38 protein-coding genes are annotated in these 20,735 nt (G+C 65.4%); 30 read left to right on the top strand and 8 right to left on the bottom strand.

Annotated elements, in window-relative coordinates; translation table 11 throughout:
- The first annotated feature begins 18 nt into the window (after nt 1-18).
- Together ASF71_RS24935 and ASF71_RS06095 are read left to right on the top strand one after the other, a co-directional pair.
- The gene (locus tag ASF71_RS24935) at nt 19-198 is read left to right on the top strand and encodes a hypothetical protein (protein ID WP_056296652.1); all 180 of its coding nucleotides are present in this window, start codon (nt 19-21) and stop codon (nt 196-198) included.
- Nucleotides 140-670 carry a DnaB-like helicase C-terminal domain-containing protein gene (locus ASF71_RS06095; RefSeq protein WP_235514172.1) on the top strand — a complete coding sequence of 177 codons (531 nt, stop codon included), beginning with the start codon at nt 140-142 and terminating at the stop codon, nt 668-670. Before ASF71_RS24935 ends, ASF71_RS06095 begins: the two co-directional genes overlap by 59 nt.
- A gap of 99 nt (nt 671-769) precedes the next feature.
- On the opposite strand, the gene ASF71_RS22365 is transcribed toward ASF71_RS06095, so the two are convergent.
- Entirely contained in the window at nt 770-1,990 is a 1,221-nt protein-coding gene (locus ASF71_RS22365) for an ATP-binding protein (RefSeq protein ID WP_162243087.1), read from the bottom strand.
- A gap of 119 nt (nt 1,991-2,109) precedes the next feature.
- Here ASF71_RS22365 and ASF71_RS25530 point away from each other — a divergent pair, with 119 nt between their 5' ends.
- Both ASF71_RS25530 and ASF71_RS06090 read left to right on the top strand, forming a co-directional pair.
- The gene (locus tag ASF71_RS25530) at nt 2,110-2,232 is read left to right on the top strand and encodes a hypothetical protein (protein WP_255354714.1); all 123 of its coding nucleotides are present in this window, start codon (nt 2,110-2,112) and stop codon (nt 2,230-2,232) included.
- Nucleotides 2,229-2,513, top strand: a complete 285-nt coding sequence (locus tag ASF71_RS06090) for a hypothetical protein (RefSeq protein WP_056296646.1) — start codon at nt 2,229-2,231, stop codon at nt 2,511-2,513. The genes ASF71_RS25530 and ASF71_RS06090 overlap by 4 nt, the downstream gene beginning before the upstream one ends.
- A gap of 128 nt (nt 2,514-2,641) precedes the next feature.
- Here ASF71_RS06090 and ASF71_RS06085 read toward each other — a convergent pair whose 3' ends face one another.
- Both ASF71_RS06085 and ASF71_RS06080 read right to left on the bottom strand, forming a co-directional pair.
- Complete coding sequence (locus ASF71_RS06085) at nt 2,642-3,004, bottom strand: hypothetical protein (protein ID WP_056296643.1); 363 nt, start codon at nt 3,002-3,004, stop codon at nt 2,642-2,644.
- On the bottom strand, nt 3,001-3,630 hold the full coding sequence (locus tag ASF71_RS06080) for a ParA family protein (protein ID WP_082505617.1): 630 nt from the start codon (nt 3,628-3,630) through the stop codon (nt 3,001-3,003). Before ASF71_RS06080 ends, ASF71_RS06085 begins: the two co-directional genes overlap by 4 nt.
- Nucleotides 3,631-3,710: 80 nt before the next feature.
- Between ASF71_RS06080 and ASF71_RS06075 the strand changes: the two genes are divergently transcribed.
- From ASF71_RS06075 to ASF71_RS06045, 8 genes are all read left to right on the top strand, one after another.
- Entirely contained in the window at nt 3,711-3,935 is a 225-nt protein-coding gene (locus tag ASF71_RS06075) for a hypothetical protein (protein WP_056296638.1), read from the top strand.
- Nucleotides 3,932-4,153 carry a hypothetical protein gene (locus ASF71_RS06070; protein WP_056296635.1) on the top strand — a complete coding sequence of 74 codons (222 nt, stop codon included), beginning with the start codon at nt 3,932-3,934 and terminating at the stop codon, nt 4,151-4,153. Before ASF71_RS06075 ends, ASF71_RS06070 begins: the two co-directional genes overlap by 4 nt.
- Nucleotides 4,150-4,392: a hypothetical protein gene (locus ASF71_RS06065; protein WP_156372642.1), complete on the top strand. Its 243-nt coding sequence runs from the start codon at nt 4,150-4,152 to the stop codon at nt 4,390-4,392. Before ASF71_RS06070 ends, ASF71_RS06065 begins: the two co-directional genes overlap by 4 nt.
- A complete protein-coding gene (locus tag ASF71_RS06060; protein ID WP_056296631.1) occupies nt 4,389-4,841 on the top strand; it encodes a VRR-NUC domain-containing protein in 453 nt (150 codons plus the stop codon). The genes ASF71_RS06065 and ASF71_RS06060 overlap by 4 nt, the downstream gene beginning before the upstream one ends.
- The gene (locus ASF71_RS06055) at nt 4,838-5,593 is read left to right on the top strand and encodes a metallophosphoesterase (protein WP_056296629.1); all 756 of its coding nucleotides are present in this window, start codon (nt 4,838-4,840) and stop codon (nt 5,591-5,593) included. The genes ASF71_RS06060 and ASF71_RS06055 overlap by 4 nt, the downstream gene beginning before the upstream one ends.
- On the top strand, nt 5,590-5,919 hold the full coding sequence (locus tag ASF71_RS23520) for a hypothetical protein (protein WP_156372641.1): 330 nt from the start codon (nt 5,590-5,592) through the stop codon (nt 5,917-5,919). The genes ASF71_RS06055 and ASF71_RS23520 overlap by 4 nt, the downstream gene beginning before the upstream one ends.
- 79 nt (nt 5,920-5,998) lie before the next feature.
- Nucleotides 5,999-6,241: a hypothetical protein gene (locus ASF71_RS06050; protein WP_056296626.1), complete on the top strand. Its 243-nt coding sequence runs from the start codon at nt 5,999-6,001 to the stop codon at nt 6,239-6,241.
- 38 nt (nt 6,242-6,279) lie between these two features.
- Complete coding sequence (locus ASF71_RS06045) at nt 6,280-7,197, top strand: hypothetical protein (protein ID WP_056296624.1); 918 nt, start codon at nt 6,280-6,282, stop codon at nt 7,195-7,197.
- Nucleotides 7,198-7,360: 163 nt separating this feature from the next.
- Here ASF71_RS06045 and ASF71_RS06040 read toward each other — a convergent pair whose 3' ends face one another.
- The 4 genes from ASF71_RS06040 to ASF71_RS06025 form a co-directional block, all read right to left on the bottom strand.
- Complete coding sequence (locus ASF71_RS06040) at nt 7,361-7,612, bottom strand: hypothetical protein (protein ID WP_156372640.1); 252 nt, start codon at nt 7,610-7,612, stop codon at nt 7,361-7,363.
- A gap of 101 nt (nt 7,613-7,713) precedes the next feature.
- Nucleotides 7,714-7,971 carry a hypothetical protein gene (locus ASF71_RS06035; RefSeq protein WP_056296617.1) on the bottom strand — a complete coding sequence of 86 codons (258 nt, stop codon included), beginning with the start codon at nt 7,969-7,971 and terminating at the stop codon, nt 7,714-7,716.
- A complete protein-coding gene (locus ASF71_RS06030) occupies nt 7,968-8,243 on the bottom strand; it encodes a hypothetical protein (protein ID WP_056296611.1) in 276 nt (91 codons plus the stop codon). Before ASF71_RS06030 ends, ASF71_RS06035 begins: the two co-directional genes overlap by 4 nt.
- 320 nt (nt 8,244-8,563) lie before the next feature.
- Nucleotides 8,564-8,989, bottom strand: coding sequence for a hypothetical protein (locus tag ASF71_RS06025; protein WP_156372639.1), 426 nt, complete (start codon nt 8,987-8,989; stop codon nt 8,564-8,566).
- A 112-nt stretch (nt 8,990-9,101) separates the two neighbouring features.
- Between ASF71_RS06025 and ASF71_RS06020 the strand changes: the two genes are divergently transcribed.
- From ASF71_RS06020 to ASF71_RS05935, 18 genes are all read left to right on the top strand, one after another.
- Complete coding sequence (locus tag ASF71_RS06020) at nt 9,102-9,512, top strand: hypothetical protein (RefSeq protein WP_056296605.1); 411 nt, start codon at nt 9,102-9,104, stop codon at nt 9,510-9,512.
- A 26-nt stretch (nt 9,513-9,538) separates the two neighbouring features.
- Nucleotides 9,539-10,906: a terminase large subunit domain-containing protein gene (locus tag ASF71_RS06015; RefSeq protein ID WP_200939667.1), complete on the top strand. Its 1,368-nt coding sequence runs from the start codon at nt 9,539-9,541 to the stop codon at nt 10,904-10,906.
- Entirely contained in the window at nt 10,903-12,309 is a 1,407-nt protein-coding gene (locus ASF71_RS06010) for a hypothetical protein (protein WP_056296600.1), read from the top strand. The genes ASF71_RS06015 and ASF71_RS06010 overlap by 4 nt, the downstream gene beginning before the upstream one ends.
- On the top strand, nt 12,296-12,703 hold the full coding sequence (locus ASF71_RS06005) for a hypothetical protein (protein WP_156372638.1): 408 nt from the start codon (nt 12,296-12,298) through the stop codon (nt 12,701-12,703). The genes ASF71_RS06010 and ASF71_RS06005 overlap by 14 nt, the downstream gene beginning before the upstream one ends.
- Entirely contained in the window at nt 12,700-14,016 is a 1,317-nt protein-coding gene (locus ASF71_RS06000) for a hypothetical protein (protein ID WP_056296593.1), read from the top strand. Before ASF71_RS06005 ends, ASF71_RS06000 begins: the two co-directional genes overlap by 4 nt.
- A 46-nt stretch (nt 14,017-14,062) precedes the next feature.
- Nucleotides 14,063-14,416 carry a hypothetical protein gene (locus ASF71_RS05995; protein WP_056296589.1) on the top strand — a complete coding sequence of 118 codons (354 nt, stop codon included), beginning with the start codon at nt 14,063-14,065 and terminating at the stop codon, nt 14,414-14,416.
- A gap of 72 nt (nt 14,417-14,488) precedes the next feature.
- Nucleotides 14,489-15,583, top strand: a complete 1,095-nt coding sequence (locus ASF71_RS05990; RefSeq protein WP_056296587.1) for a hypothetical protein — start codon at nt 14,489-14,491, stop codon at nt 15,581-15,583.
- A 71-nt stretch (nt 15,584-15,654) separates the two neighbouring features.
- A complete protein-coding gene (locus tag ASF71_RS05985; protein WP_056296583.1) occupies nt 15,655-16,026 on the top strand; it encodes a hypothetical protein in 372 nt (123 codons plus the stop codon).
- Nucleotides 16,027-16,029: 3 nt separating this feature from the next.
- A complete protein-coding gene (locus tag ASF71_RS05980) occupies nt 16,030-16,449 on the top strand; it encodes a hypothetical protein (protein ID WP_056296580.1) in 420 nt (139 codons plus the stop codon).
- Nucleotides 16,446-17,171 (top strand): hypothetical protein, encoded by a 726-nt coding sequence (locus tag ASF71_RS05975; RefSeq protein WP_056296577.1) that lies wholly within the window; start codon nt 16,446-16,448, stop codon nt 17,169-17,171. The genes ASF71_RS05980 and ASF71_RS05975 overlap by 4 nt, the downstream gene beginning before the upstream one ends.
- Entirely contained in the window at nt 17,168-17,587 is a 420-nt protein-coding gene (locus ASF71_RS05970) for a hypothetical protein (protein ID WP_056296573.1), read from the top strand. The genes ASF71_RS05975 and ASF71_RS05970 overlap by 4 nt, the downstream gene beginning before the upstream one ends.
- Nucleotides 17,587-17,982, top strand: coding sequence for a hypothetical protein (locus tag ASF71_RS05965; RefSeq protein WP_056296571.1), 396 nt, complete (start codon nt 17,587-17,589; stop codon nt 17,980-17,982). Before ASF71_RS05970 ends, ASF71_RS05965 begins: the two co-directional genes overlap by 1 nt.
- A 17-nt stretch (nt 17,983-17,999) precedes the next feature.
- Nucleotides 18,000-18,233, top strand: coding sequence for a hypothetical protein (locus tag ASF71_RS05960; protein WP_056296568.1), 234 nt, complete (start codon nt 18,000-18,002; stop codon nt 18,231-18,233).
- Entirely contained in the window at nt 18,230-18,601 is a 372-nt protein-coding gene (locus ASF71_RS05955; protein ID WP_056296565.1) for a hypothetical protein, read from the top strand. The genes ASF71_RS05960 and ASF71_RS05955 overlap by 4 nt, the downstream gene beginning before the upstream one ends.
- 31 nt (nt 18,602-18,632) lie before the next feature.
- The gene (locus tag ASF71_RS05950) at nt 18,633-19,124 is read left to right on the top strand and encodes a hypothetical protein (RefSeq protein ID WP_056296563.1); all 492 of its coding nucleotides are present in this window, start codon (nt 18,633-18,635) and stop codon (nt 19,122-19,124) included.
- Nucleotides 19,124-19,378, top strand: coding sequence for a hypothetical protein (locus ASF71_RS05945; RefSeq protein WP_056296561.1), 255 nt, complete (start codon nt 19,124-19,126; stop codon nt 19,376-19,378). The genes ASF71_RS05950 and ASF71_RS05945 overlap by 1 nt, the downstream gene beginning before the upstream one ends.
- The gene (locus ASF71_RS05940) at nt 19,375-19,824 is read left to right on the top strand and encodes a hypothetical protein (RefSeq protein ID WP_056296558.1); all 450 of its coding nucleotides are present in this window, start codon (nt 19,375-19,377) and stop codon (nt 19,822-19,824) included. The genes ASF71_RS05945 and ASF71_RS05940 overlap by 4 nt, the downstream gene beginning before the upstream one ends.
- A 23-nt stretch (nt 19,825-19,847) precedes the next feature.
- A complete protein-coding gene (locus tag ASF71_RS05935) occupies nt 19,848-20,300 on the top strand; it encodes a hypothetical protein (protein ID WP_056296555.1) in 453 nt (150 codons plus the stop codon).
- A 9-nt stretch (nt 20,301-20,309) separates the two neighbouring features.
- On the opposite strand, the gene ASF71_RS25655 is transcribed toward ASF71_RS05935, so the two are convergent.
- Nucleotides 20,310-20,696 (bottom strand): DUF2511 domain-containing protein, encoded by a 387-nt coding sequence (locus ASF71_RS25655; RefSeq protein WP_369814964.1) that lies wholly within the window; start codon nt 20,694-20,696, stop codon nt 20,310-20,312.
- Nucleotides 20,697-20,735: the final 39 nt, after the last annotated feature.

Here is a 20,735-nt window from a genome sequence, read left to right as displayed (position 1 = left end):
CCGCGACCAAGCGCCAGCATGACCCGCCGTGCCCTGGACCTGCCCCTGATGACGGCCTGTGCCGCCCTGCCCACCGACCTCACCGATGAGCGGCTGCTGGAGCAGGACGCTGCCGTGCGCGAGGGCCTCGCCTCGCAGCCTGGCCAAGGCGGCACCAGCGCTCGCGGCACTGCCCATCGAGTACTTCGACAGCAGTGATCAGACCGGCACGGGGATTGCCCGGCGTGCCTGGCGGCTTCACGCGGCGGGGAAGTGCGACGTGCTGTTCCTGGACTACCTGCAGTTGGTGGAGGCCGATAGCACGAGCGGGCGATTGGGGATGAACCGGACGCTGGAAGTCAGTGCCATCAGCCGGAACCTGAAGAAGCTGGCGCGTGAGCTGAACATTCCCATCGTGGTGCTCTCGCAGCTCTCGCGGGCGGTCGAACAGCGCCCGAACCACCGCCCCGTGCTGTCGGATCTGCGTGAGTCGGGCGCGGTGGAGCAGGATGCGGACACCGTGATGTTCATCTACCGCGATGAGTACTACGACCCGAATACGGCCGACCAGGGGGTCGCGGAGATCATCATCGGGAAGCAGCGCAATGGGCCGGTGGGGACGGTGAAGGTGAGCTACAACAGCCAGTTCGTGATGTTCGCCGACCTGTCCTATGCTCAGGATGGGATTTGAAAGATTCTATCTGATCTATGTTATCTGCACCATAAGTAATAACGATCTGATTTAAACGTAGCAGAAGACTGCTCCAGGCGGTGTATTTATATTAATAGTTCATATACGAGTATTACCACTCTTCGTTGACGATTTAGGCCAAGCAAACCAGAAGGTCGATCCTTCATCTATTTTACCTTCGCCCCATGCTCTGCCTTTAAATCTTTCACAGAGCCGGCGAACGACTGCAAGACCTAGACCTGTTCCTTCATAAAGTGGTTCTGAATGTATCCTGCCGAATAGTTGGAAAATTTTATTTTTATGCCGCTGACTGAAGCCTATGCCGTTGTCCTCTACGCCAATGAAATATTCCGTTTCCATTTCTTTGACAAGGATATGAATTCGAGTAGTTTGGCGTATCCGAGTAAATTTTAGAGCATTTGTAATGTATTCATTTAGAATAATATAAAACACTTGATTGTCACCCTGTAAGATGGGGAGAGAATCAGCTGTAATTTGGACATCTCGATCTTCTAGCTGGGGTTTTAAATCTCTAATTATCTTTTTGAGAACATCATTCAAGTTCACGCTACGCATTTGGAAATTGATGAAACGTATTTTTATATATGTTTCGAGAGACTCCAACAGATTTTGAGTTTTCTGAAAGGCATTTTCCGTATCTTTTATGTAGTCTGGTACTTCTGGATGTATGTGTGAAAGACTAAACGAATCTTTTACTTGGCTAAAAGAATCTCCTAAAGCCTTGGCAGACAGCCTAAGGGCATTTTCAAATTCTTCGTGAATCTGTCTAATTTTAAGACCTTGTTCTTGAATATGGTTTTCTTGAGAGACTTGACGGTCAAGCAGGACGCGATGAGATGAAGTAAATTGAGTAATATCCGTCAAGACTAAATGACAATATGATGCTTCACCATCTTTAGAGTGCAAAGACGCTTGTGCGGTCATTTCCAATGTACGACCCTGTAAAGTGAGTAGACGAATCTCACTTGTCTGTTGAATACCCTCTCTAAATACTTTTTTTAACATAAAGGTGAAAGAAGCTTGTGAAGAAGGTTCCAAAATTAAACTCAGATTGCGGCCGATCAGTTCTTGAGGAGAAGCCTGGAGAAGATAAACTGCCTGCATATTCAAGTCTAAGATTCTTCCATGTGCGTTCAGCAAAAAAGCTATGCCTGGACTTTTCTGAAAGAGGGCAGTTGCTTGATCCAACGCCGCTTGAAGCTGTTCAATCTGATGCTTAAGTGCTTGGATCTGAGTATTCGAGGAGATGTTTGCTTCTTCTGAATCGAGTGTCTGAGTGGCGGAGGCGTCTGTTGCCATAGAGCCCAGCATAAACGCTCAATTCCTCTAGGCCCTGATTACGATAAGAAGGCTTTAGCGTCTGTAGTCCCCTTATAGATGGTCACATGAGTAGATGATGAGTTCGGCAGCATAGAACCATGCGAGAACTGAGTGCCGAACTGCGCGCGTGGTGGGAAGGTCAACTCGCCGCGCTGCCCCCGAACCACCGCGCCGCCGTCGCGGCCCTTCTGCGTGAGCACTACCGGCAGGCGCCGGCATGACCCGCCGCGCCCTGGACCTGCCCCTGGTGACGGCCTGTGCGGACCTGCCCACCGACCTCACCGACGAGCGGCTGCTGGAGCAGGACGCAGCCGTGCGTGAGGGCCTCGCCTCGCAGCTCGCCCCAGAGCGTGTGGGTGACGAGCTGACCCTGACGGTGCTCGCCGTCTCGCCCGCCCAGGCAAAAGCACTGGCGACTTACGTGCAGGTGCTCGCGGACACGCCGCGCCGCTTCCTGAACCCCGAGGCCCGCGTGTTCCTCGATGCCTTCTTCGGGTCGTGAAGCTGTGGGTACTCCTCCGGCACCTCTACCCCCGGCACGCGCGCGAGCAGGCCGCGCACGTCCACCGGGCACTGCGAAGAGGGGCCGCCCACGCCCGGCAGCGCAGGTGACCCCTCTTCCCTACCGGCTCAGTCCCGGCGTTCCTGCCGCACCTGTGCCAGCTGCATCTGCCAGGCCTGCATCATTGCCGGCTGCCGGAGCATCCGCACGAACGCTTCGAGGCCCTCTTCATTCGTTATGGAGCGGCGCACGCCCATCGCCCGGCCGACGCCGCGCTTCTGATCCTGAAACTCGTCGAAGATGCTGTCAGGGACTCGGCCGGCGAGCATCCGGGTCAGTTCCGGTGCAGTGCCCAGCGGGATGGATGCAGGTGCAGGCGTGTCCACCGGTTCAGGGGCGGCGACCGGTTCCGGGACCTGGGCGACTTCAGGGGCAGCGACCGGGCTGGTCGTCAGGCTCGTCAGAGCGGCGAACTTGTTGGGCTTGCTCACTGGGCACCTCCAATGCTCAGCAGTTCCTTCAGGGCGGCTTCGTAGTCGAGCCAGGCCATCTTGCCCCCGGTATTGCCTACACGGTGGACCAGGGTGGACTGCCCCGAGGCGTGGCGGAAGGCGACGGTGTCGCGGATGCTTTGCTTCAGGACGCGCAGGCCGGCGCCCTCCAGCGCCTCGCGGGCCTCGGCCGTGGCCGGACCCTGCCGGGTGTCCATCGTCAGCAGCACGGCGATGCGCTCGCGCGGCACACCCGCGCCGTCAAGGACGCCCACGGTTTGCATCAGGCCACTGACGGCCTGCGCCTCGGGAATGGCCGGCAGCACGAGCACGCTGCTGTGGCGACCCAGGGTGCTGATCTCCTGCTCACTGGGGTCAGCCTGGGAGTCGATCACGGCCGCGTCGTACTGGCTGACCGCCATCAGGCCGCCCACGCCGTCCACGTCGAAGGGCATGGTGCCGCCACGTGCCCAGGTGGTGGCGTAGCCCCGGTCGTCGCCGTCCACGAGCAGGGTGCGCCGACCGGAGTAGGCGAGGTGGGCTGCGAGGTGGATCGCGCTGCTGGTCTTTCCCACGCCGCCCTTGCGCCCGACCACGGCCACTCGGAAATTCGTCATTGCAGACATGCTTACAAGAGTACACCGTTACCTACCCGTACGCATTCAGGTAGGCATGTATCCATACATGTATACAAAAGAGGTTTAGCATGAATACTCCGCCCCCCGCCGCCTCGCTGATCTGCGGGTACTGCGGTGTTGCCCGCGGCGCTGACGCCCTCTGCACCTGCTCCGCGCAGCAGCGCGTCTACGACTGCCGCCGCCTCGAACGTGCCGGGGTGCTCCAGGCCCAGCGCCAGGGCGTGGCCGCCATCTCGACCTGGGGCGCTGTGCCGCGTGGCCACATCCTCACGGCGATCCGGAGCACCTCGTGAACGCCTGCCAGGACTGCGCGCTGTGGAAGAAAGCCGCGCCGCCGGCGAAAGGGGAGGCCACCGAGTACCTGGACTTCCGCCCCTGCCAGTCGATCACCCGGCCGGGCATGTGGGGCGGGATCGTCCAGAGTGCCAGCCGTAAGCGTCTCCTGCTGACCGCGCCGGACGCCGGGTGCCGCGCCTTCCTGGGGAAGACCGTCGGGGGAGGGGAGAGGTGAGCCGGGGAGGGGTGAAGGTCCGTCAGGCCCGCGAGCAGCGCCAGAAGCGCAAGCGTCGGGAGGCCGAAGTGGTCCGGCCGCTGGCGTTCCTCGACGATCCGGAGCGCGCTCGGGCGCACGCAGCCTCTTTGCGGGCCGAGTACGGGTTCATTTTTCTGAGGGATGAGCGGGGCTGCTACGCCTACCACCTCGGCCTGCGTGATCCGGGCGAGGGCTGCCGCACCTGGGGGCAGGGGTGAGTCGCCTTGCGCCGCACCTGCGCCCAGAGACGGAGCGGGAGATCGAGGACAGCATTCGGGAGCTGTTCCTGCGGGCAGGGTGGTACGCGCTGAAGACCGAGGCAGGGATGGTGGCGCGTGGGCAGCGCGGGCTGAGGAAGGGGCATCTGCCCAACGGCTTCCCGGACCTGACGATGCTGTGCCGGTTGCCGGGGTCACCGCTGGCCTTAGCGGCGCTGATTGAGGTCAAGACAGAGACGGGCGAGCTGCGGCCCTCACAGGTGAAGTGCCACGGCGAGTTGCGGGCCTGTGGTCTGTCCCCTCAGATCATTCGGGATGCGGATGAGGCGCGGGGCCTGATTGCGGAGGCGCAGCGCCTGTCTGGCCTCTTGCGGCGTGCCATCCACACCACCGGAAGCGGAGAGCCGCAGCAGGAGCAAGACCCATTTCATTTACAGGTGAATATATGACTGAGGCACCTGCCCCCATCGTCGTCCCCGACTTGCACGGCCGCTCCGACCTGCTCGATGTCCTGCTCGCTGCCTACCCCGGCCGCCAGCTGCTCTTCCTGGGCGACTACCTGGACCGGGGGCCGGACGCGCCGGGCGTGATCGCGCGGCTGCAGCAACAGGTGGAGTGGGGCCGGGCGACCCTGCTGCTGGGCAACCACGACCACATGTTCATGCACGCCTTGCTCGCCGGCACGCAGCTCCACGACCCGATGACGGTGACCCAGTTCAAGACCATGAAGGCCGCACGAGAAGCCGCCGCATGGTTGGAAGACACCTGTGCGCACTGGCACAAGCATGGGCACGTGTACCTGAGCCACGCCGCGCCGCACGTGCCGAACAGCGGGAACTGGGGCGCAGGTGCCCACCCCGCCCACCTGTGGATGCGCCCCGATGACGAGCGCACCTCCCTGCCCGACGGCTGCCGCCTGGCGGTACACGGCCACACGCCCACGCGGACCATCCGGAGCGACCGCGCCGACCTGCCTGTCCTGATGACCTTCGCGGACGGCACCCAGGCCGTGTACCTGGACACGCTGGCCTGGAAGTCCGGGCAGCTCGCCACCCTGGACCTGTCCGACCTGAGCCTGACCCTGCACACCCTCACCGGTAGCCGCCCCCTGCCCCGCCTGCCCATCGGGGAGCACCAGGGCGTCCTGCCCAACCCTGGGGACGAACACGCGCTCGATCAGGGCCAGCGGGGCGTGCTGTGAGTCCACGCAAAGGAGCAGCACCCGTTCTGCCCCAGTCGCAGACCTATGACCCGTGCGCCCACGTGCGCCCCTATGACTCGGCCGAGTACGAGCGTGCCGTGCGGGCCATACCGCCCGGTCAGTGCGTGGCCTCGGCCAGTGCGGAGCAGCAGGAGACCCTGCGCCGCCTCGTGCAAGAGGGCGTCCTGATCTTCTGGCGCGAGCCGTATGAGGTCGTCCCGCGCGGTGGGTTCTGGAAGCCGCCCTGTGCAGGAGGCCAGCACCGCCCGGGGTGTCGACCGGATCGCCTCGTCTGTCTGGAGTGCAATTTCCGGAGGTTCCCATGACCCGCGCTTGCCTGCGCGCTCGCCACGCTGCGCTGCCCTGCCGCCGCCCCACCCGCAATCAAGCCAGCAGGAGACGCGGATGACCACTGTCCTGTTCATGTTCGACGACGGCAGCTTCGGCGCCCTCAGCCAGATGACCACCGAAGGCAACTACGCCGATCCCGCCGACACCCTGCGCGAGTCCCTCCAGATCAACGCCACCTTCATGACCCAGGCCAAACAGGGCTTCACCGAGGTCATCGTCCGCAACCCCCGCACGGGTGACGAGCGGACCCTGGAAATCCCTCGCCTGTCCCTGATCGCCGCCCGGTGCCGTCTGTGACCTTGAGCCCGACCCGCCCCCCGGAGGCATCCCGCCGCATGAGCACGAGCAAGAGCACCAAACCCCAGCGCCGCGCGCCACGGCTGCCCAGCAGCGACGAAGCCGAGCGCCTCGCCCATGCCCAATGGGTCAACCCCACCGAAGCCGGCCTACGCCGCACCCGCCGCCGCCTGGTGCGCCTCATGTGGTACGCCCGCGCCGAACAGAAGTCCCACCTGCGCGCCGCCTACCACCGCGCCTACCTCTGGGTCTGCGAGATGCAAGCCCAGCACGAGTGGGACATCCCCGCCGCTATCCGCGAGACCCGCCAGCGCAACCGCAAACAGCCCCAGGCCCAGTACCAGCGCGAAATCTTGCAGGCCCACGGCGCGAAGACCAACCCCCGCCGCGCCCAGCTGCGCAGCGAGCAGCAGCAGCGCGACCTCGACCGCGTGCGCAGCAACGCCCTCGCCCATGCCCTGTGGGCCGTGCATCAGGGCGAGCGGGACTGGACGCCCCTGCCGGTCAAGGACTCGGACAGCACCCTGGCCCCTGGTGGGGAGCCCACGACCGGCCGCCCGACCGGACCCAGCTACCTCGTGGTGCAGGTGCCGCCCAGCGCCTATGGCGACCCCTGCCGCTTGGAGCTGTACCGGGCTGACTACGAGGCGCTGCTGGCCGTGTGGGGCTACGACCGCGCCGCCCGTGCGCGCCGCCTGCGCGACAAGCTGCGGGGGAGTAGCGCGCCGGACGATCTCGACGCCCTGTTCGACCTCGCCTGCGCCTCGGCCGCGCATCCCAACCTCGCCCTGAGCTGGCACGGGTACGTCACCAGCAGCCGACTGGGGGACGTGTTCGCGCCGCACGCCGCCTCGGGAGGAATGCAGATGGCGAGCCACCGGAGTGGGGATCTGCGAGAGGCGCTTCAGGAGGTGTACTGTCAGTGCCGCGTAGTTGATACCAATCTGGCGCTCTGATAGCCTAAAAGGGTCAGGAAATGTACTCCCAGGTCACTTCCTATTTTTGGAGTTCCCCATTGATTCCCTTCGGGGATGACTTTTGCCTCCGCCTCCGGGTGGAGGCTTTTTCATGGCGTACCGCAACGACATGCCCTACTCGCCTCTGACGTGCAACTGGCTCCTACGCCTCGCCGTTGTACGTCATGGTGAAGGTCTGGATGATCCTGCCTTTTGTGGTGACAGTATCCATACTCTTCACTGTCAAGTCGCCGTAACCCAGCCCAAGGTTGGTCAGACCCTGTAGGCCGCTGCCGGCGGTGTGGGCAGCGCGCAGCAACTGAACATCCCGGCCGAGCAGGTTACTACTGGTCAGGAGGGCAGTGATGCCAATGAATCGAATACGGCTTTCGAGCTTTGGCACAGTAAGGGTCATCCCCGAGAATACCCTACGACCGGCTGATGACACCGTTTCAGGGAACGGCGAGGTTTCCAGAACCACGTCGACCGGGATCAACACCGGGGGATTGCGTCAGATCACACTGCCTCAATCTCGCCGTTGTAGACCAGCGTGAAGGTATGTCGGCACCGACCGTCTGGCGGGAAGATCGCCTGGGCGTTCTGAAGGCCGATGTACGCATAGCCCGGACCTAGATTCGTCCGGGCGGTGATTTCCCTACCGCTCGCATAGGCCAACTGCAATGTAGTCAAGTCGGCTTCTGAGAAGGTGGCATTGGTGCTGGCCCGCTCGTGGGCATCGAATCGGACGGAGGCTTCGAGTCTGAAGTCGTTCACGTTTGCACTTCAGGGAGAGGAACTTCCGCCTCGCCGCTGTAGATCAGTACGAAGGCCTGCGCTTTCTGGCCAGCAGGGTCAGGATTGGAGGGAACGTCGACAATGCCGATCACAGTGTAGCCAGAGCCCATGTTGGTTTGTGCCTGGACGAAGGCCCCTGCCTGGTGGGCCTCGTAGAGGAGGTCTCGGTCGGCGGTGGAGAGAAGATCAGGAGTTACGGTGGCGGTGCCTTCGTGGAAGTGAATGAAGGTTCCGAGCTGTTGTTCATACATCCTCTGACCGTAGGCTTTTGAGGGCTCATGCGCTGTGAGGTGCAGATGGGGAGAGTGCTGTTCTATTCGTGGGGCGTTGATCGGGTTAGCTGAACGTAAGGTAAAGGCTCTGAGCTGCTGATGAGACTGGAACGGCTCACCCGCGCTCTCTGGCCCTGCCTGAGCGTGGAGGCTTTTTCATACCTCAAGACCCCCATGAGCATCCGTCACCCCCACCGAGATCCGTACGTACGACACCACCACGAACCTGGTCTTTGATTTACAGCAGCGGACTCGACTGGAGGGGCGTGTCTCATACAGCCGGAGTTTTCTATTGGATCTCAATTTGAAGTGTGTTCTGAACCGTCAAGCGGGAGTGCTCCGCGTGCCCTACGGAACACGTTGACTACATTGCGAAGGTTGGGCTGAAGAAGGTTAAAGGGCACGGAGGTCGCCAAGGCGCCGTCAACGATCTTTTGAAACCCAGGGAACTCTTCGCGGGTGGGTGTCCCTTGATCGCGTTTGAGGAGGTATTCGGTTTTGGTGGCTTCAAAGCTTGCGTATAAAGCTTTGGCCTGAGTGGTGAGAGTCCTGAGTATTTCGATCTGCTCAGCCACGTTCCCGATGTGGGCTTGCGCTTCTGCGGGGAGAGAGTTTCTGGCCTGCCATAAGGGCTCATCTTCCAGGAGGTCAATGAGCCGATCAATTTCATTGGCCATTCGAATGTGCGTGCGCTGGGCCATTACTGCTTCTTCAAAGGTCGCCATCCTGCAGCGTATGGCGTGTCTGTAGAGGCTTCTGTTCTAGAACCACAGACATCCAACCATCACCACCCAAAGCCCAGGCACAAGCACAAGCAAAAAGGAGGTGAGGAACAAGATGAAGCGGGACAATACCAAGGCCGCCCGTGCGCTGGCAGAAGCGGCCTACTCCACCGACGCGAAAGTTTGCGAAGACCACGGAATCACGCTCAGGACGCTCCAGAACTGGCGCGCCGCCCTCAAAACAGACCGGGAACTTTCGCGTCTTTTCGCAGACGCACACCGCGAACTCGGGAACCGTGGCTGGGCCGATGAAGTCGACGAAACCCTCAGTGCTGCCACCCAGAAACTGCGCGCGCTGATCCTCGGTGCACAGAGCAGCAGCCCCGAAACCATCCAGGCGGTGACGGGCGCCATTCAGTCGCTGGCCGAGATCGCCATGACGCGCGACATGCTGGCCGCCCGCCTGCGCGACAGCGACCCCGACCAGCCACCGGCCACCGCCGAGCAACCCCGCGCCGTGAACTGACCTCCAGGAGGTGAACGCCTATCGCCATGCTCGCCAAGATCGAACGCCGCATGAAGGCGTTCACCCGCCATCTGCCCCCGCCCCGCCAGCGTGCCAGCGGCCCCAGTGCCCGCCAACGCTGGCTGAGCATGGCACGCCCGAACCAGCTCCCCCCACTCGGCGACTGGTTCGTCTGGCTCATCCTGGCCGGGCGCGGCTTCGGCAAGACCCGCACGGGGGCCGAGTCCATCGCCCAGTGGGCGCGAGAGACCCCGCGCGGCCGCTTCGCGCTCGTCGCCCAGACCTTCGCCGACGCCCGCGACACGATGGTCGAGGGGGAGTCGGGTCTCCTCTCCGTACTCGATGAGAGCGAGCTGCGCGGCGGCAGCGTGGACACGGCCTGGAACCGCAGCCTGGGCGAGCTGTTTCTGAGGAACGGCGCGCGGTTCAAGTGCTACTCGAGCGAGACGCCCCGCAAGCTGCGCGGCCCCCAGCACCACGGTGCCTGGGGCGATGAGCCGGCCACCTGGGACGATGCCGACCAGGGCACGGCCGAGGACACCACCTGGTCGAACCTGCTGTTCGGCCTGCGCCTCGGTGACGATCCGCGCGTGGTCCTGACCGGCACGCCGCGCCCCGTGCGGCTGGTGCGGGAGCTGCTGAAGGAAGCGACCACGGCCCTGACCAAGGGCGGCACCTACGAGAACATCGGCAACCTGTCTAAGACCTTCCAGCGCAACGTCATCGCCAAATATGAGGGCACCCGCCTGGGTCGGCAGGAGCTGAACGGCGAGCTCTTGGATGACACGCCCGGCGCACTGTGGAAGTACGCGATGTTCAACCGCGAAGGCTTCCGCCTGAAGTTCGAGGACCTGCCTGACCTCGTGCGCATCGTGGTCGCCATCGATCCGCAGGCCAGCCAGAGCGGCGACAACGCCGAGAGCGGCATCGTCGTGGCCGGCAAGGACGCCGAGGGACACGCTTACGTCCTGGGCGACCTCTCCGGCAACTTCAGCCCCATCGAGTGGGCCACGACCGCCGTGGACGCCTACACCTACCACAAGGCCGACGCCATCGTGCCTGAGAAGAACAACGGCGGCGACATGGTGGCCACCACCGTCCGCACCGTCAACCCGAACGTGAACGTCTCGCCGGTCTGGGCGAGCCGGGGCAAGCACACCCGCGCCGAACCGGTCAGCGCTCTGTACGAGCAGAACCGCGTACACCACGTCGGGGTGTTCCCAGACTTGGAAGGGCAGATGACGACGTGGGTGCCGGGCGAGAAATCGCCTGACCGCATGGACGCCCTGGTGTGGGCGCTGACCGAGCTGATGCTGGGCGAAGAGGAAGAGGCGCCCGCCAAGGCCGTCGTGGTCGCTGCCGCTTTCCGAGGGATGAGGAGGAAAACCAGTTGAACCCCCTACAAGCCGTCCGCCGCGCCCTCTTCGGAGGCCAGCCGCCCCCCAGCACCTCCGCCCCCCTGGGCAATGTCGCGCAGGCCGCCGTGCGCAGCCTGCGCGCGCAGCTCGCCCGCGACCCGAACAGCCGGGTCAGCCGCGACCCCAATGACTTCACCGGCCTCCTGTCCTTCTTCGAGGACACCCTGTCGGGCTACCCCAACGACAGCCGGCGGCGCGTCATCGGCGTGCTGCGCGGTCTCGCGGAGAGCGACGACGACGTATCCGGCTCCCTGGGCGATCTCCAGGCCCTGTGCGGCGCGGGCTTCACGCTGGACTTCAGCGGTGGCACCCGCGCGGCGAAGCAGGCCGAGCTGGAATTGCAGGACTGGGGCACCCGCATGTTTCCCGAGGGCGGCGGGCTGCAAGGCCTGATCGCCAACCAGGTGGGGGAGCTGGCCCTGGCCGGCGCAAGCAGCTGCGAGTGGTACCCGGAGCGCAACCGTCGGGGCGTGGCCGGGGTCGCGGTCGTGGTCGCCGAAGAGGTCCGCATCCGGCGCGACCCGGCCACCCAGGTCCTGATCCACGAGCAGGCGGCGCCGGGGAACGCGGTGGTCTTGAACCCCCGCACCTACCTCTACGCCGCGCCGCGCACGGCGGGCCGGTCGCCCTATGGCCTGCCGCTGTTCCTGGCCTCGCTGTTCTCGCTGGACCGCAAGCGGCAGTTGCTGGCGTCCGAGCAGCGGGTGATCAACCTGATGGCCCGCAGCGCGCTCGTGCAGGCCAAGGTGCCGGTGCCTCAGCCTGCGGAACTGGGATTCAGGAGTGCCGAGGACCCCGGCTACCCCGACGCGGTGGCCGAGTTCTTCGCCGGGATTGCCGACACCATCACGAGCGGCAGCGAGAGCGGGGTCTACATTGGGCCCGACAAAACCGACATCACGGTGGTGCCCCTCACCCAGACTGCGAGCGGCGCTCCGGAGATCACGAAAGGGAATCAGAAGCGCGTCTGGGGCGCCCTGAAGACGCTCCCCTTCATGCGCGGTGAGATGGACAGCACCACGCAGGCCCTGGCGCAGGTGACCATTCCGATCCTCCACGCCCAGGCCATCGCCATGCAGCAGACCATCGCCCGGCAACTCCAGTTCGGCATGAACCTCCACCTCAGCCTGCGCGGCATCCCCGCTCAGGCCTGGGTGCGCTTCACGCCCCCCGTCAGCCCCTTCCTTCTCGACGAGGCCCGCGCCGCCCTGCTGCGCGCCCAGACCGACGAGGCCCTCGCCCGCCTGTTCGGCCCCGCCTGGGCACCCCAGGCCATGACCCGCTGGGATGTGGCCCCCGCCGACGACCAGCGGGCACCGACCTGGTGGGCGCCGGGCACCGGCACCCCTGCTCCCAAGGAGAACGATGATGCAACCTGACCAGCAGCCTGACCAGCAGGAACCCCTGGCCCCGGCCGAAGCGGCACACGCCGAGCTGAAGGACTGCTTCCCGCAGCTGTTCACCCGCTTCGCGCCCCAGTGGCGAGAACACTACGGCGACGCCCAGCGGGTCAACGAAGAGGACCTGCGCCGCGTGTTGCGGCAGGTGAATGAGACCCGCACCCTCTACGGGGGCGTGAGCGCCCTGCTCGACGTGCTGGACATGCGGGGTCTGACTCCGCCCATCCGACAGACCGGCTTCTTCCAGGAACTGCTCGCCCTGCGCGACCTCTTCGACCGGGCGGCCAGGGACGGCGACCTCATGGCGCACGAGATGGCTGTGAAGGTCGCGGCCGGGCAGCTCGTGCAGCGCCTCAAGGAGACCCCCTCATGACCCAGCACCGCGCCGCTTTCACGCTCGCCCTGACCCTCGCGGCCGGGGCGAGTGCTTCTCTTCCCGCCGGCCACCTGGAGAAGATCAACGCCCTCCAGGCCAAGCGGGGCAAACCCGACCTCACTGCCGAGCAGCTGCTGGCCCGCCCCGTGCGGCTGTTCGGCAACAAGCTCACCAGCTACTACACGCGGATGCCGGACGGCGGCCTGCGCCTCCTGGCTGACCAGATCAACGACGCGGGCGGGCCGGTCCTGAGCGCCCATGTCACCGACAACACGCCTCTCGGGAGCTTCTACCTCGCGGCCGTGACGGACGGCGACTACGTGGCCACCCCGCCTCTGGGCGAGCCGCAGCAGGAGCTGTGGCTGGATACGTGGTTCTACGTCCTGAACGACCCCGAGGGTCAGCGCCTGATGGCCCTGATCGATGGCGGCGTGATCAACGAGGCGAGCATCGGCTACTGGTATGACCAGGCGCTGTGCTCGATCACGGGAGGCCGGTACTGGGACAGCCCCTACTACGCGGGGCAGACCTACGACGTGACCGACCCCGAGACCGGGGCGACCACCACGCGCCTGTGTTTCATCTGGACCACGGGCGCTGTGCAGTTCAGCGAGGGCAGCCTCGTGTACCGCGGGGCTTACCCCGGAACGAAGGTCGGCGGGGACGCGGCCAGTCCGAACCTCCTCACCGCCAGTGCCAGCGCCATCGGCGGGCCCGTTTCCCAAACCCGCTTCCAGCTCGCGGCCAGCAAGGACATGCAGGCCGTGTACGAGAAGGCCCCCGCCGCTGGCGAGGGCACGCCCCCTCAGCCGCCGCAGGCGGAACACAAAGGAGAGGAGAACTTGAAACTTCGCCTCAAGCTGCCCGACGGCTCGGTCAAAGAGATCGACGCCACCCCCACTGAAGCCCAGGCCCTGCTCGACGCGCAGGTAGCCGATGCCCGCGAGCGCGGCGCCCAGACCCAGCTCGAAGCCCACGCGACGGCGCTCGGCCTGGAGCCCAAGGACGCCACGCCTGCCCGGCTCACCACCCTGGCCGCGCAGGCCAGCGACGGCCGCCAGTACCGCGACGACCTGCTGGGCGACCTGCACCGCCTCTCGCTCGCGGTGAACGGCAACGACGAGGCGGGGCGCGCAGCGGCCGACCGCACGAAGAAGGCGTTCGGGAACCTGGAGCTGTCCGACATCCGCGCCGAGGTGCAGCGGCTTCAGGCCCAGGCGGACGCGAACGTGCCCAACGGCCGCATGAGCAAGGACAACGACCCCGAGACGCCCCCCAAGAAGACCGCCCCCAACTTCGACGCGGTGTAAGCCACCTGCGACTCACGCCCTCTCTCTTTGAATCACAGGAGTTTTCATGCGTATCGGAACTGTTGACTATGGTGGCCAGCACAACACGGCCATTACCTACCTGCTCGACAACGGCACCCAGATCGGCGACGCCGTAACCGCCACCGCTGCGGGCACCGCCGGTCGCGGCACGGCCGACGCGGCTCTGCTCGGCAAGGTCAGCACCAAGGAGTTCGACGGTCTCGGCGCGGTCGTCAAGCGCGGCGTGATCGTGGTGCCCTGGACCGGTGCGGCCGTCTTCGGCCACCAGAAGATCGGCGTGGACGGCACCGGCAAGGCGAAGGTCAGTGCGACCGGCCGGGGCTGCGACGTGATCGGCGTGGATACCACCAACAACCTCGCTGCCATTGACCTGGGCTGAGGCGCCAGCCTCACACCCTTCACCCTCTCCACCGGCCCGCAGTGCGCGGGCCGGCTGCATTTCGGGAGTGCCATGACCAAGATCGCAAAACTGAAGAACCTCGAACTCGGCCTCTACCAGGACGCCAAGCGCGAGGGCATGACCCTGAGCCAGTACCTCACGGAACTGGGCCGCAAGGGCGACATCGCCGAGGAGCTGTACCGCCCTGACGCCCGCAACAGCCAGGGCGAATCGGTGGACGCCTTCCAGCAGCTGCTGGCCGCTGGCGGCATCCGCACCAAGGGCGAGTTCGCCCAGACCGGTGACGCCTTCGTGTCCGACCCGAACAACCGCGTGCTGTTCCCCGAATACGTCTCGCGCGAGTACCGCGACGCCGAGCGTGACGCCGTGAACGTGCTCCAGACGAGTGACCTCGTGAGCGTGCGCATCGGCATTGACGGCAACGCTTACCGCACGGGCGTGATCAACGCGGGCCAGGAGAAGGAGCTGGAGTTCGGGCGCGTGGCCGAACTGGGCGAGATGCCCAGCTACACCATCAAGCTCAGCGAGAAGGCCGTGAATGCCGGGAAGTACGGCGGCGTTCTGAAGATGAGCTACGACGCGGTGCGCCGCGCGAAGCTGCCCATCCTGAGCCGGTACATCGCCAAGATCAGCCGCGCGCAGAACCGCCGCAAGGCCAAGCAGGCCCTGAACACCGCGCTCAACGGCGACGGCAACAGCAACCCTGCCCCGGCCAGCACGGCGGCCGCCGGCGCGAGCTTCACGCTTCAGGACATCATCGCCCTCCAGATGGACGGCCTGGTCAACGGAGTGCAGTTCGGGATCATCACGGCGGACGCGGCCGACCTCGCGGCCATCCTGAACCTGGACGTGTTCACGGGCGCGGCGGCGACCGCTGCGGGCGCGGACTTCCGGGACACCGGCCGCTGGCCCAACATCCTCGGCATGGCGCCGAAACTGGCGCTCGCGGACAGTGCGCTCCAGGGCAGCAAGAAGCTGCTCGCCATTGACCAGGCGAACGGCCTGGAAGAGTTCTACGAGAACGGCAGCGAGCTGGTGGAGAGCGAGCGCCTGATCACGAGCCAGTTCGAGAACATCGCCATCAGCGAGGTCGTGGGCTGGGCAAAGCCCGACGGCCAGGCCTTCCGGACCAAGAGCCACTCGTAAGCCCCCGGCTCCGGCCACCCCTGGTACCACCCCCGACCGGGCCCTAAGCGGCCCGGTCAAGGAGCACGCACATGGCAAAAGCCGACACGATCAAGGACATCAAGACCGCCAACGGTCAGGACGTGCCCGACAGCCTGAAGCAGGCCGAACTCGACGAGCTGCTGACTCTGGCGAAGAAGGACGGCTCGGGCAACCTCGACGCCTTCACGAGCCGCCTCACCGAGCTGACGGCCTCCACCAGCACCACCGAAAGCGAGAGCAAAAAGGCCGAAGCACCCAAGGAAAAGACCATCTCGGTGCGCGTGAACGACACCATCGCGGCCTTCGGTGGCGAGTTCGTGGACCCCGAGAACCGGAAGGTCATCGGGAAGAAGGCAGTGGACGTGCCCCGCACCGCGTTCGTGCGCGAGAAGCTGCGCACCGAAGAACTGGTCGAGGAGTAGGCCGTGCAGGCGGTTCTGCCCGCCGACGTGCCCGCCCTCATCCCTGGTGCTCCGCCGCCGGAGCCGGCGCACCTGCTCCTCGCACAGGGCTGGTTGCTGGGAGAGCTGGCCTTGCGTCGGGTTGACCCGGCGACGCTGACCGGCACCGCCGAAACCTTCGCGCGCACGGCATGGGCGGCGAAGGCTCTGGCCTATAAGACGGGCCTGAGTGGCACCATCAGCCTGACCACGCAGGCCAGCACGGGCGGCCTCAAGGGGATCAAGGTGCCTGGACTGGAGCTGACCCTGAATGTGGGGACGACCGATACGCACGGCACGGCGGTTCTCGCAGCCGCAGACTGGGACACGCTGGCCGGGCAGTTCGTGCTGCTCGCAGCGCCGCAGCAGCCTCAGCGCCGGCTGTTCGTGGGGGTGTCGCGGTGACCGACCTGTTCACGGCGGCCTACGCTGAGGTGCAGGCCGCTGCGCCCTACATCCAGCAGGCCCTGGCCAGTCCCTTCGCTCAGCAGGTCAGCCTGCAGCGCTTCGGCGGTGCGGCTGCGCCCTTCCGAGCACTGATCGGACAGGTCGAGGACCAGAGCACCGATGCCCCTGGCGTGGTTGAGCCGGGCATCAGTAGCCGTAGCGTCACCGTGGTGTTGCCGCCGGACGCGCCGGTCGCCGATGTGGGCTTCATCGTCACCCTGGCCGATGGGCAAGTGCTCGTGCCGGTGGCCGTGGCCCTGAACCCGGCCGGGCTGGATCTGCTGTGGGTGGTCCGCATGGCGGCGCTCGTCGAGCGTACCCGCGTGAGCCTGCTGACCTTCACGCTCGCCGGGCAGGGCATGACCCAGGATCGCCACGGCAACCCCATCCCCGTCCCCGGTGTCCCCCTCCCGGTCAGTGCCCGTCTCGTCGCCACCGCTGATCCCAAGCTGCGCGACGAGGTGGGAGCAGACAGCGCTGAGGTGGTCCTCGTGGGCCGCTGGGGCACTCTCACCGCTCCCCAGGCCCGCCCCCCCGGCGTGAGCTGGGGCAGCACCTCCCCGTTGACGCTCGACGGCCAGCCCGGCGTGCTCAGCATCGCCCTGGCCTACCCCGACAGCGACCTCGCCCAGGAAGCCCAGTTCGGGGCCCGCTTCCTCGCCCGCTGGAGGGCCACATGAGCAAATTCGATCTTCTCGCCAACAAGACCGGCCGGGGTTCCGCACTCACGGTTGACGGCCAGTCTGTGCAAAACGTCAACCGCGCCGAGCTGAGCGTCCCCGCTGATGGGGTGACTCAATTGGTCGTTACCCAGACCTTTATCCAGGGCACCGCCAGCGGCGAGGCCGAGGTGACGTTCATCAAGAGCCTGCTGCCCAAAGGCCTCGGGGGCGCCCCTCTCCCGCCCCGGCCGACGCCGGCCACCCTGGCCACCGAGATCCAGGCACTGGCCGAGGAAGCGGCCCAGGGGCAGCACCGGCAGATCGGACTCGGATCACTCCGACTCGATGACGGCAGTCTGGTGAAGATCCTCTACTTCATCCCGCAGGAGGTAGCCCCGGCTCAGGAGAGCGGTGACTGGGGCAGCCTGCACTAATGCCCACCCGCCTCGACCTCGACTTCAGCGGCCTGCACCGCGAGGTGGACGTGGCCGCGCGCAAGGCGACCCGCCAACTCGGGGACGTCATCCAGGAAGGCTTCGGTGACGTGGCCTACGCCTGGCCGGGCGTGACGAAGCGGCGCAGTGGCGAGCTGGCGGGCACGGTGCGCGACGTGGTGGATCTGGGCACCCTGCGCGATAGCCAGAGCCCCCCGATGCGGGTTGGCAGTGGCCACTACGAACTGACTTGGGACACCGACTACGCCGCCGCCGTCTTCCTGGGCGCCGTGTTCAAGCGCCGGTCCTACACCATGCCGGCCCGCAACGTCCCCATCAACGTCCTGCGTGACTTCGACTTCCCCGCCGCCTTCGCTCAGGCGTGGGCGGGCTGACCCCTGGAGGACCCCTCATGGCCCCCACCAAGAAGACCGCCGCCCCCACCAAGCCCCTCACCGACGCCCAGAAGCACCAGGAGGTGGCCAAGATCAACGCCCGGCACCAGAAGGGCGAGCTGAGCCCCGAGAAGGCTCAGGAAGAGATCGACCTGATCCTCGAAGGCCAGGTCGTGGACCGCTCGGCCGACGCCGAAGACACCGAGGCCAGCGAGCAGGTCACCCCGGCCAACGACCCACCCACATCGTGAACGTCGCCGAACTCCGGGCGCGCGTCGAGGCGGCGCTGACCGGGGTGCAGCTGGGCGAGTACCGCTTCCCTGGTGGGCAGACCGCGCCTGCCCTCTACGTGGGCGACCCCCCCAAGGGCACCACCGCGAGCGGGCTCGAAGTCCTGATCTACCCAACGCCCAAGCCCCGGATCATCAGCACCTTCGGCGGGGGCATCAACCTCAAGAGCTGGCAGGTGCGGATCGTCAACCACGACGACGGCGACCTCGACGGCGCGATGGACGCGATGGGCGACGCCTTCGACAACATGCCCACGCCCCAGCTCATCCCCGAAGCAGGCGATATCGCCGAGCAGATGCTCTTCAGCATCCCCGACGACCCCGAATAAGCCCCACTCACTCCCCAGGAGGGAACGCATCATGGCGAAATACACCCGTGGCAAGCTGGCCGTACTCGAAATCGCGCTTGTGGTCGCCGCCAGCCCCGACGTGCTCGTGGCCGCTGCCAGTCGCAAGAAGCTGCTGAGCACCAACAGCATCAAGATCGGCTTCGGCACCACCACTGTGGACTTCCAGAACTTCGCTTCTGGCGGCAGCACCGTCACCATCCCCACCGGCCAGACGCCCCGCATGGAGCTGGGCGAGACCCAGTGGACCGACGACGACCTCACCGCTCAGCTCATGGAAAAGGCCGCCCGTGAGGGGGTGGAGGTCTGGTACGTCTACTACCCCAAGGGCGTAGCGGCCGGTAAGGGCTACTACGGCAAGTTCAACGTGGGCGAGTGGGACATGACCAGCCCGAGCGACGGCCTGAACACCGTGGCCTACAGCATCACGCCCGTGGGTCTGCCCACTCCCTTCGGCTTCCCCCACTTGGCCGACAACGTAGAAGCCGCCACCGTCACCGCCTGATGCCCACCTGGCGCGATGACTGGGACGGCGATCCGCAGGTCATCGTCGTCGCGCCGGGAGCACCCAGGGGCGGCGTGCTGCGGCAGGCCATCGTCATCCTCAATGACGCCCAGACCGAGGCGCTGGTCACCGTGGCGAACAGCCTGGGCCAGCGCGTCACTTTCACCCTGCCCCCTGACCTGTTGAACGTCGAGGGCGGCCTTCTCGAAACCAACTGCATCCTGCGCACCGCGCAGCCCAAGAGGACCTCATGACTGGAACCAACAAACCTGCCAACCTCAAACTCGTGACCTTCGGCGTGCGCGTCAGCGAGGACCACCCTACCTTCCAGCTCGGCGAGCACACCTTCGAGACCCGCCTGATCACGATGGGCGAAGACCGTGGCCTGACCAAGCGCCAGGCGGCGCTGCCCGAGGCCGAGAAGAACCCTGACGGCAGCAAGGGCGAGCTGACGTCCGAGCAGCAGGAAGCGACTGTGGACAGCATGGCCGACATGCTTGTGGACCTCCTGGGCCGCCGCGTGCAGGAGCCGGGCACCAAGGACGACATCACCCGCGAGTGGGTCGTGGACAACATGGTCTCCCAGGACTTCGCGCCCCTGATGTACTTCCTGCGCAACGGGCACCAGCAGCCCACCGAAGCGGATCTGGACGAGGTCCTCGGCACGGACCTGGGTGAAGACCCAAACGTCGACCTGTAACCGACGACGACTGGCTGGACTGGATGTGCGAGGTCGCACAGTGGCACCCCCAGTACACCCACGCGGACCTGGAGGCCATGCCGAGCGTGCAGTTCGGCATCATCCACAGCCGGTTGTCGCTCGGTGAGTACCGGCGCCACCTGCCCACCGCGAACACTCTCGCAGCGCTGCTGAACGCCCTGGGCGGCAAGGGCGAAGGCGAGGGCAAGGCGATGCCGGAGCACAAGCGCTTCGACCCCCACGAGCTGCTGCCCTCCTATGCGCGGCCCGAGGCGCTGTATCGCGGCTTACCCCTCACGCCAGCACAATGTGTGGCTGTCATGGACGCCATTGCCGACCGCGAGCTGCCCAGTTGGGCCGTACAGCACCTGGCGACTGTTATGCCGCTCGCGCAGATCATGCGCCTGGGTGGAACCCGCAGTGGGAAGGCAGGAGAAGAGCGGGACGGGTTCGAGCAGTTGCTCAGTGCCGAATAGCGCAGGAATTCAGTCCCGACACAGAGTAAGACCACGCTCTACGACCGGAGCCACGGTCGCGTATCCAGTGACTCCGGACCGGACGACAGGCTGTAGGTCTGTCTGCCAGCCGCGCGCCGGCGCTAGTGCTGCCGCCACACCATTCACGGCGTAGACCGTTCCCTCAGTACGGAAGGTCACGGCGCCTGACCCGGCGCTCCCTTCGCACGCGAGCACACCTGCTTCTGCCGTGAAGGGCCACGCTTCTCCCAAGTCTGCGCGACTGAAGTTGTTGTCACTGACCGGCGGGGTCGCCGGTCTGGAGTAGAACCACCAGATACCAGCGATTACAAGAAGAATTCCGACGAGAAACAAAGCGAGAAAGCGCAGTCCTTCGCGCAATGAACCCAGCTCCATTTGCGGAGCATCCTCACCTGGTTTTCGTGTCATACGACC

Origin of the sequence: Deinococcus sp. Leaf326 (assembly GCF_001424185.1) — a bacterium.
Lineage (GTDB): Bacteria > Deinococcota > Deinococci > Deinococcales > Deinococcaceae > Deinococcus.
The sequence above is the reverse complement of the archived record's forward strand: the minus strand, read 5'-3'. Positions and strand labels throughout refer to the sequence as shown.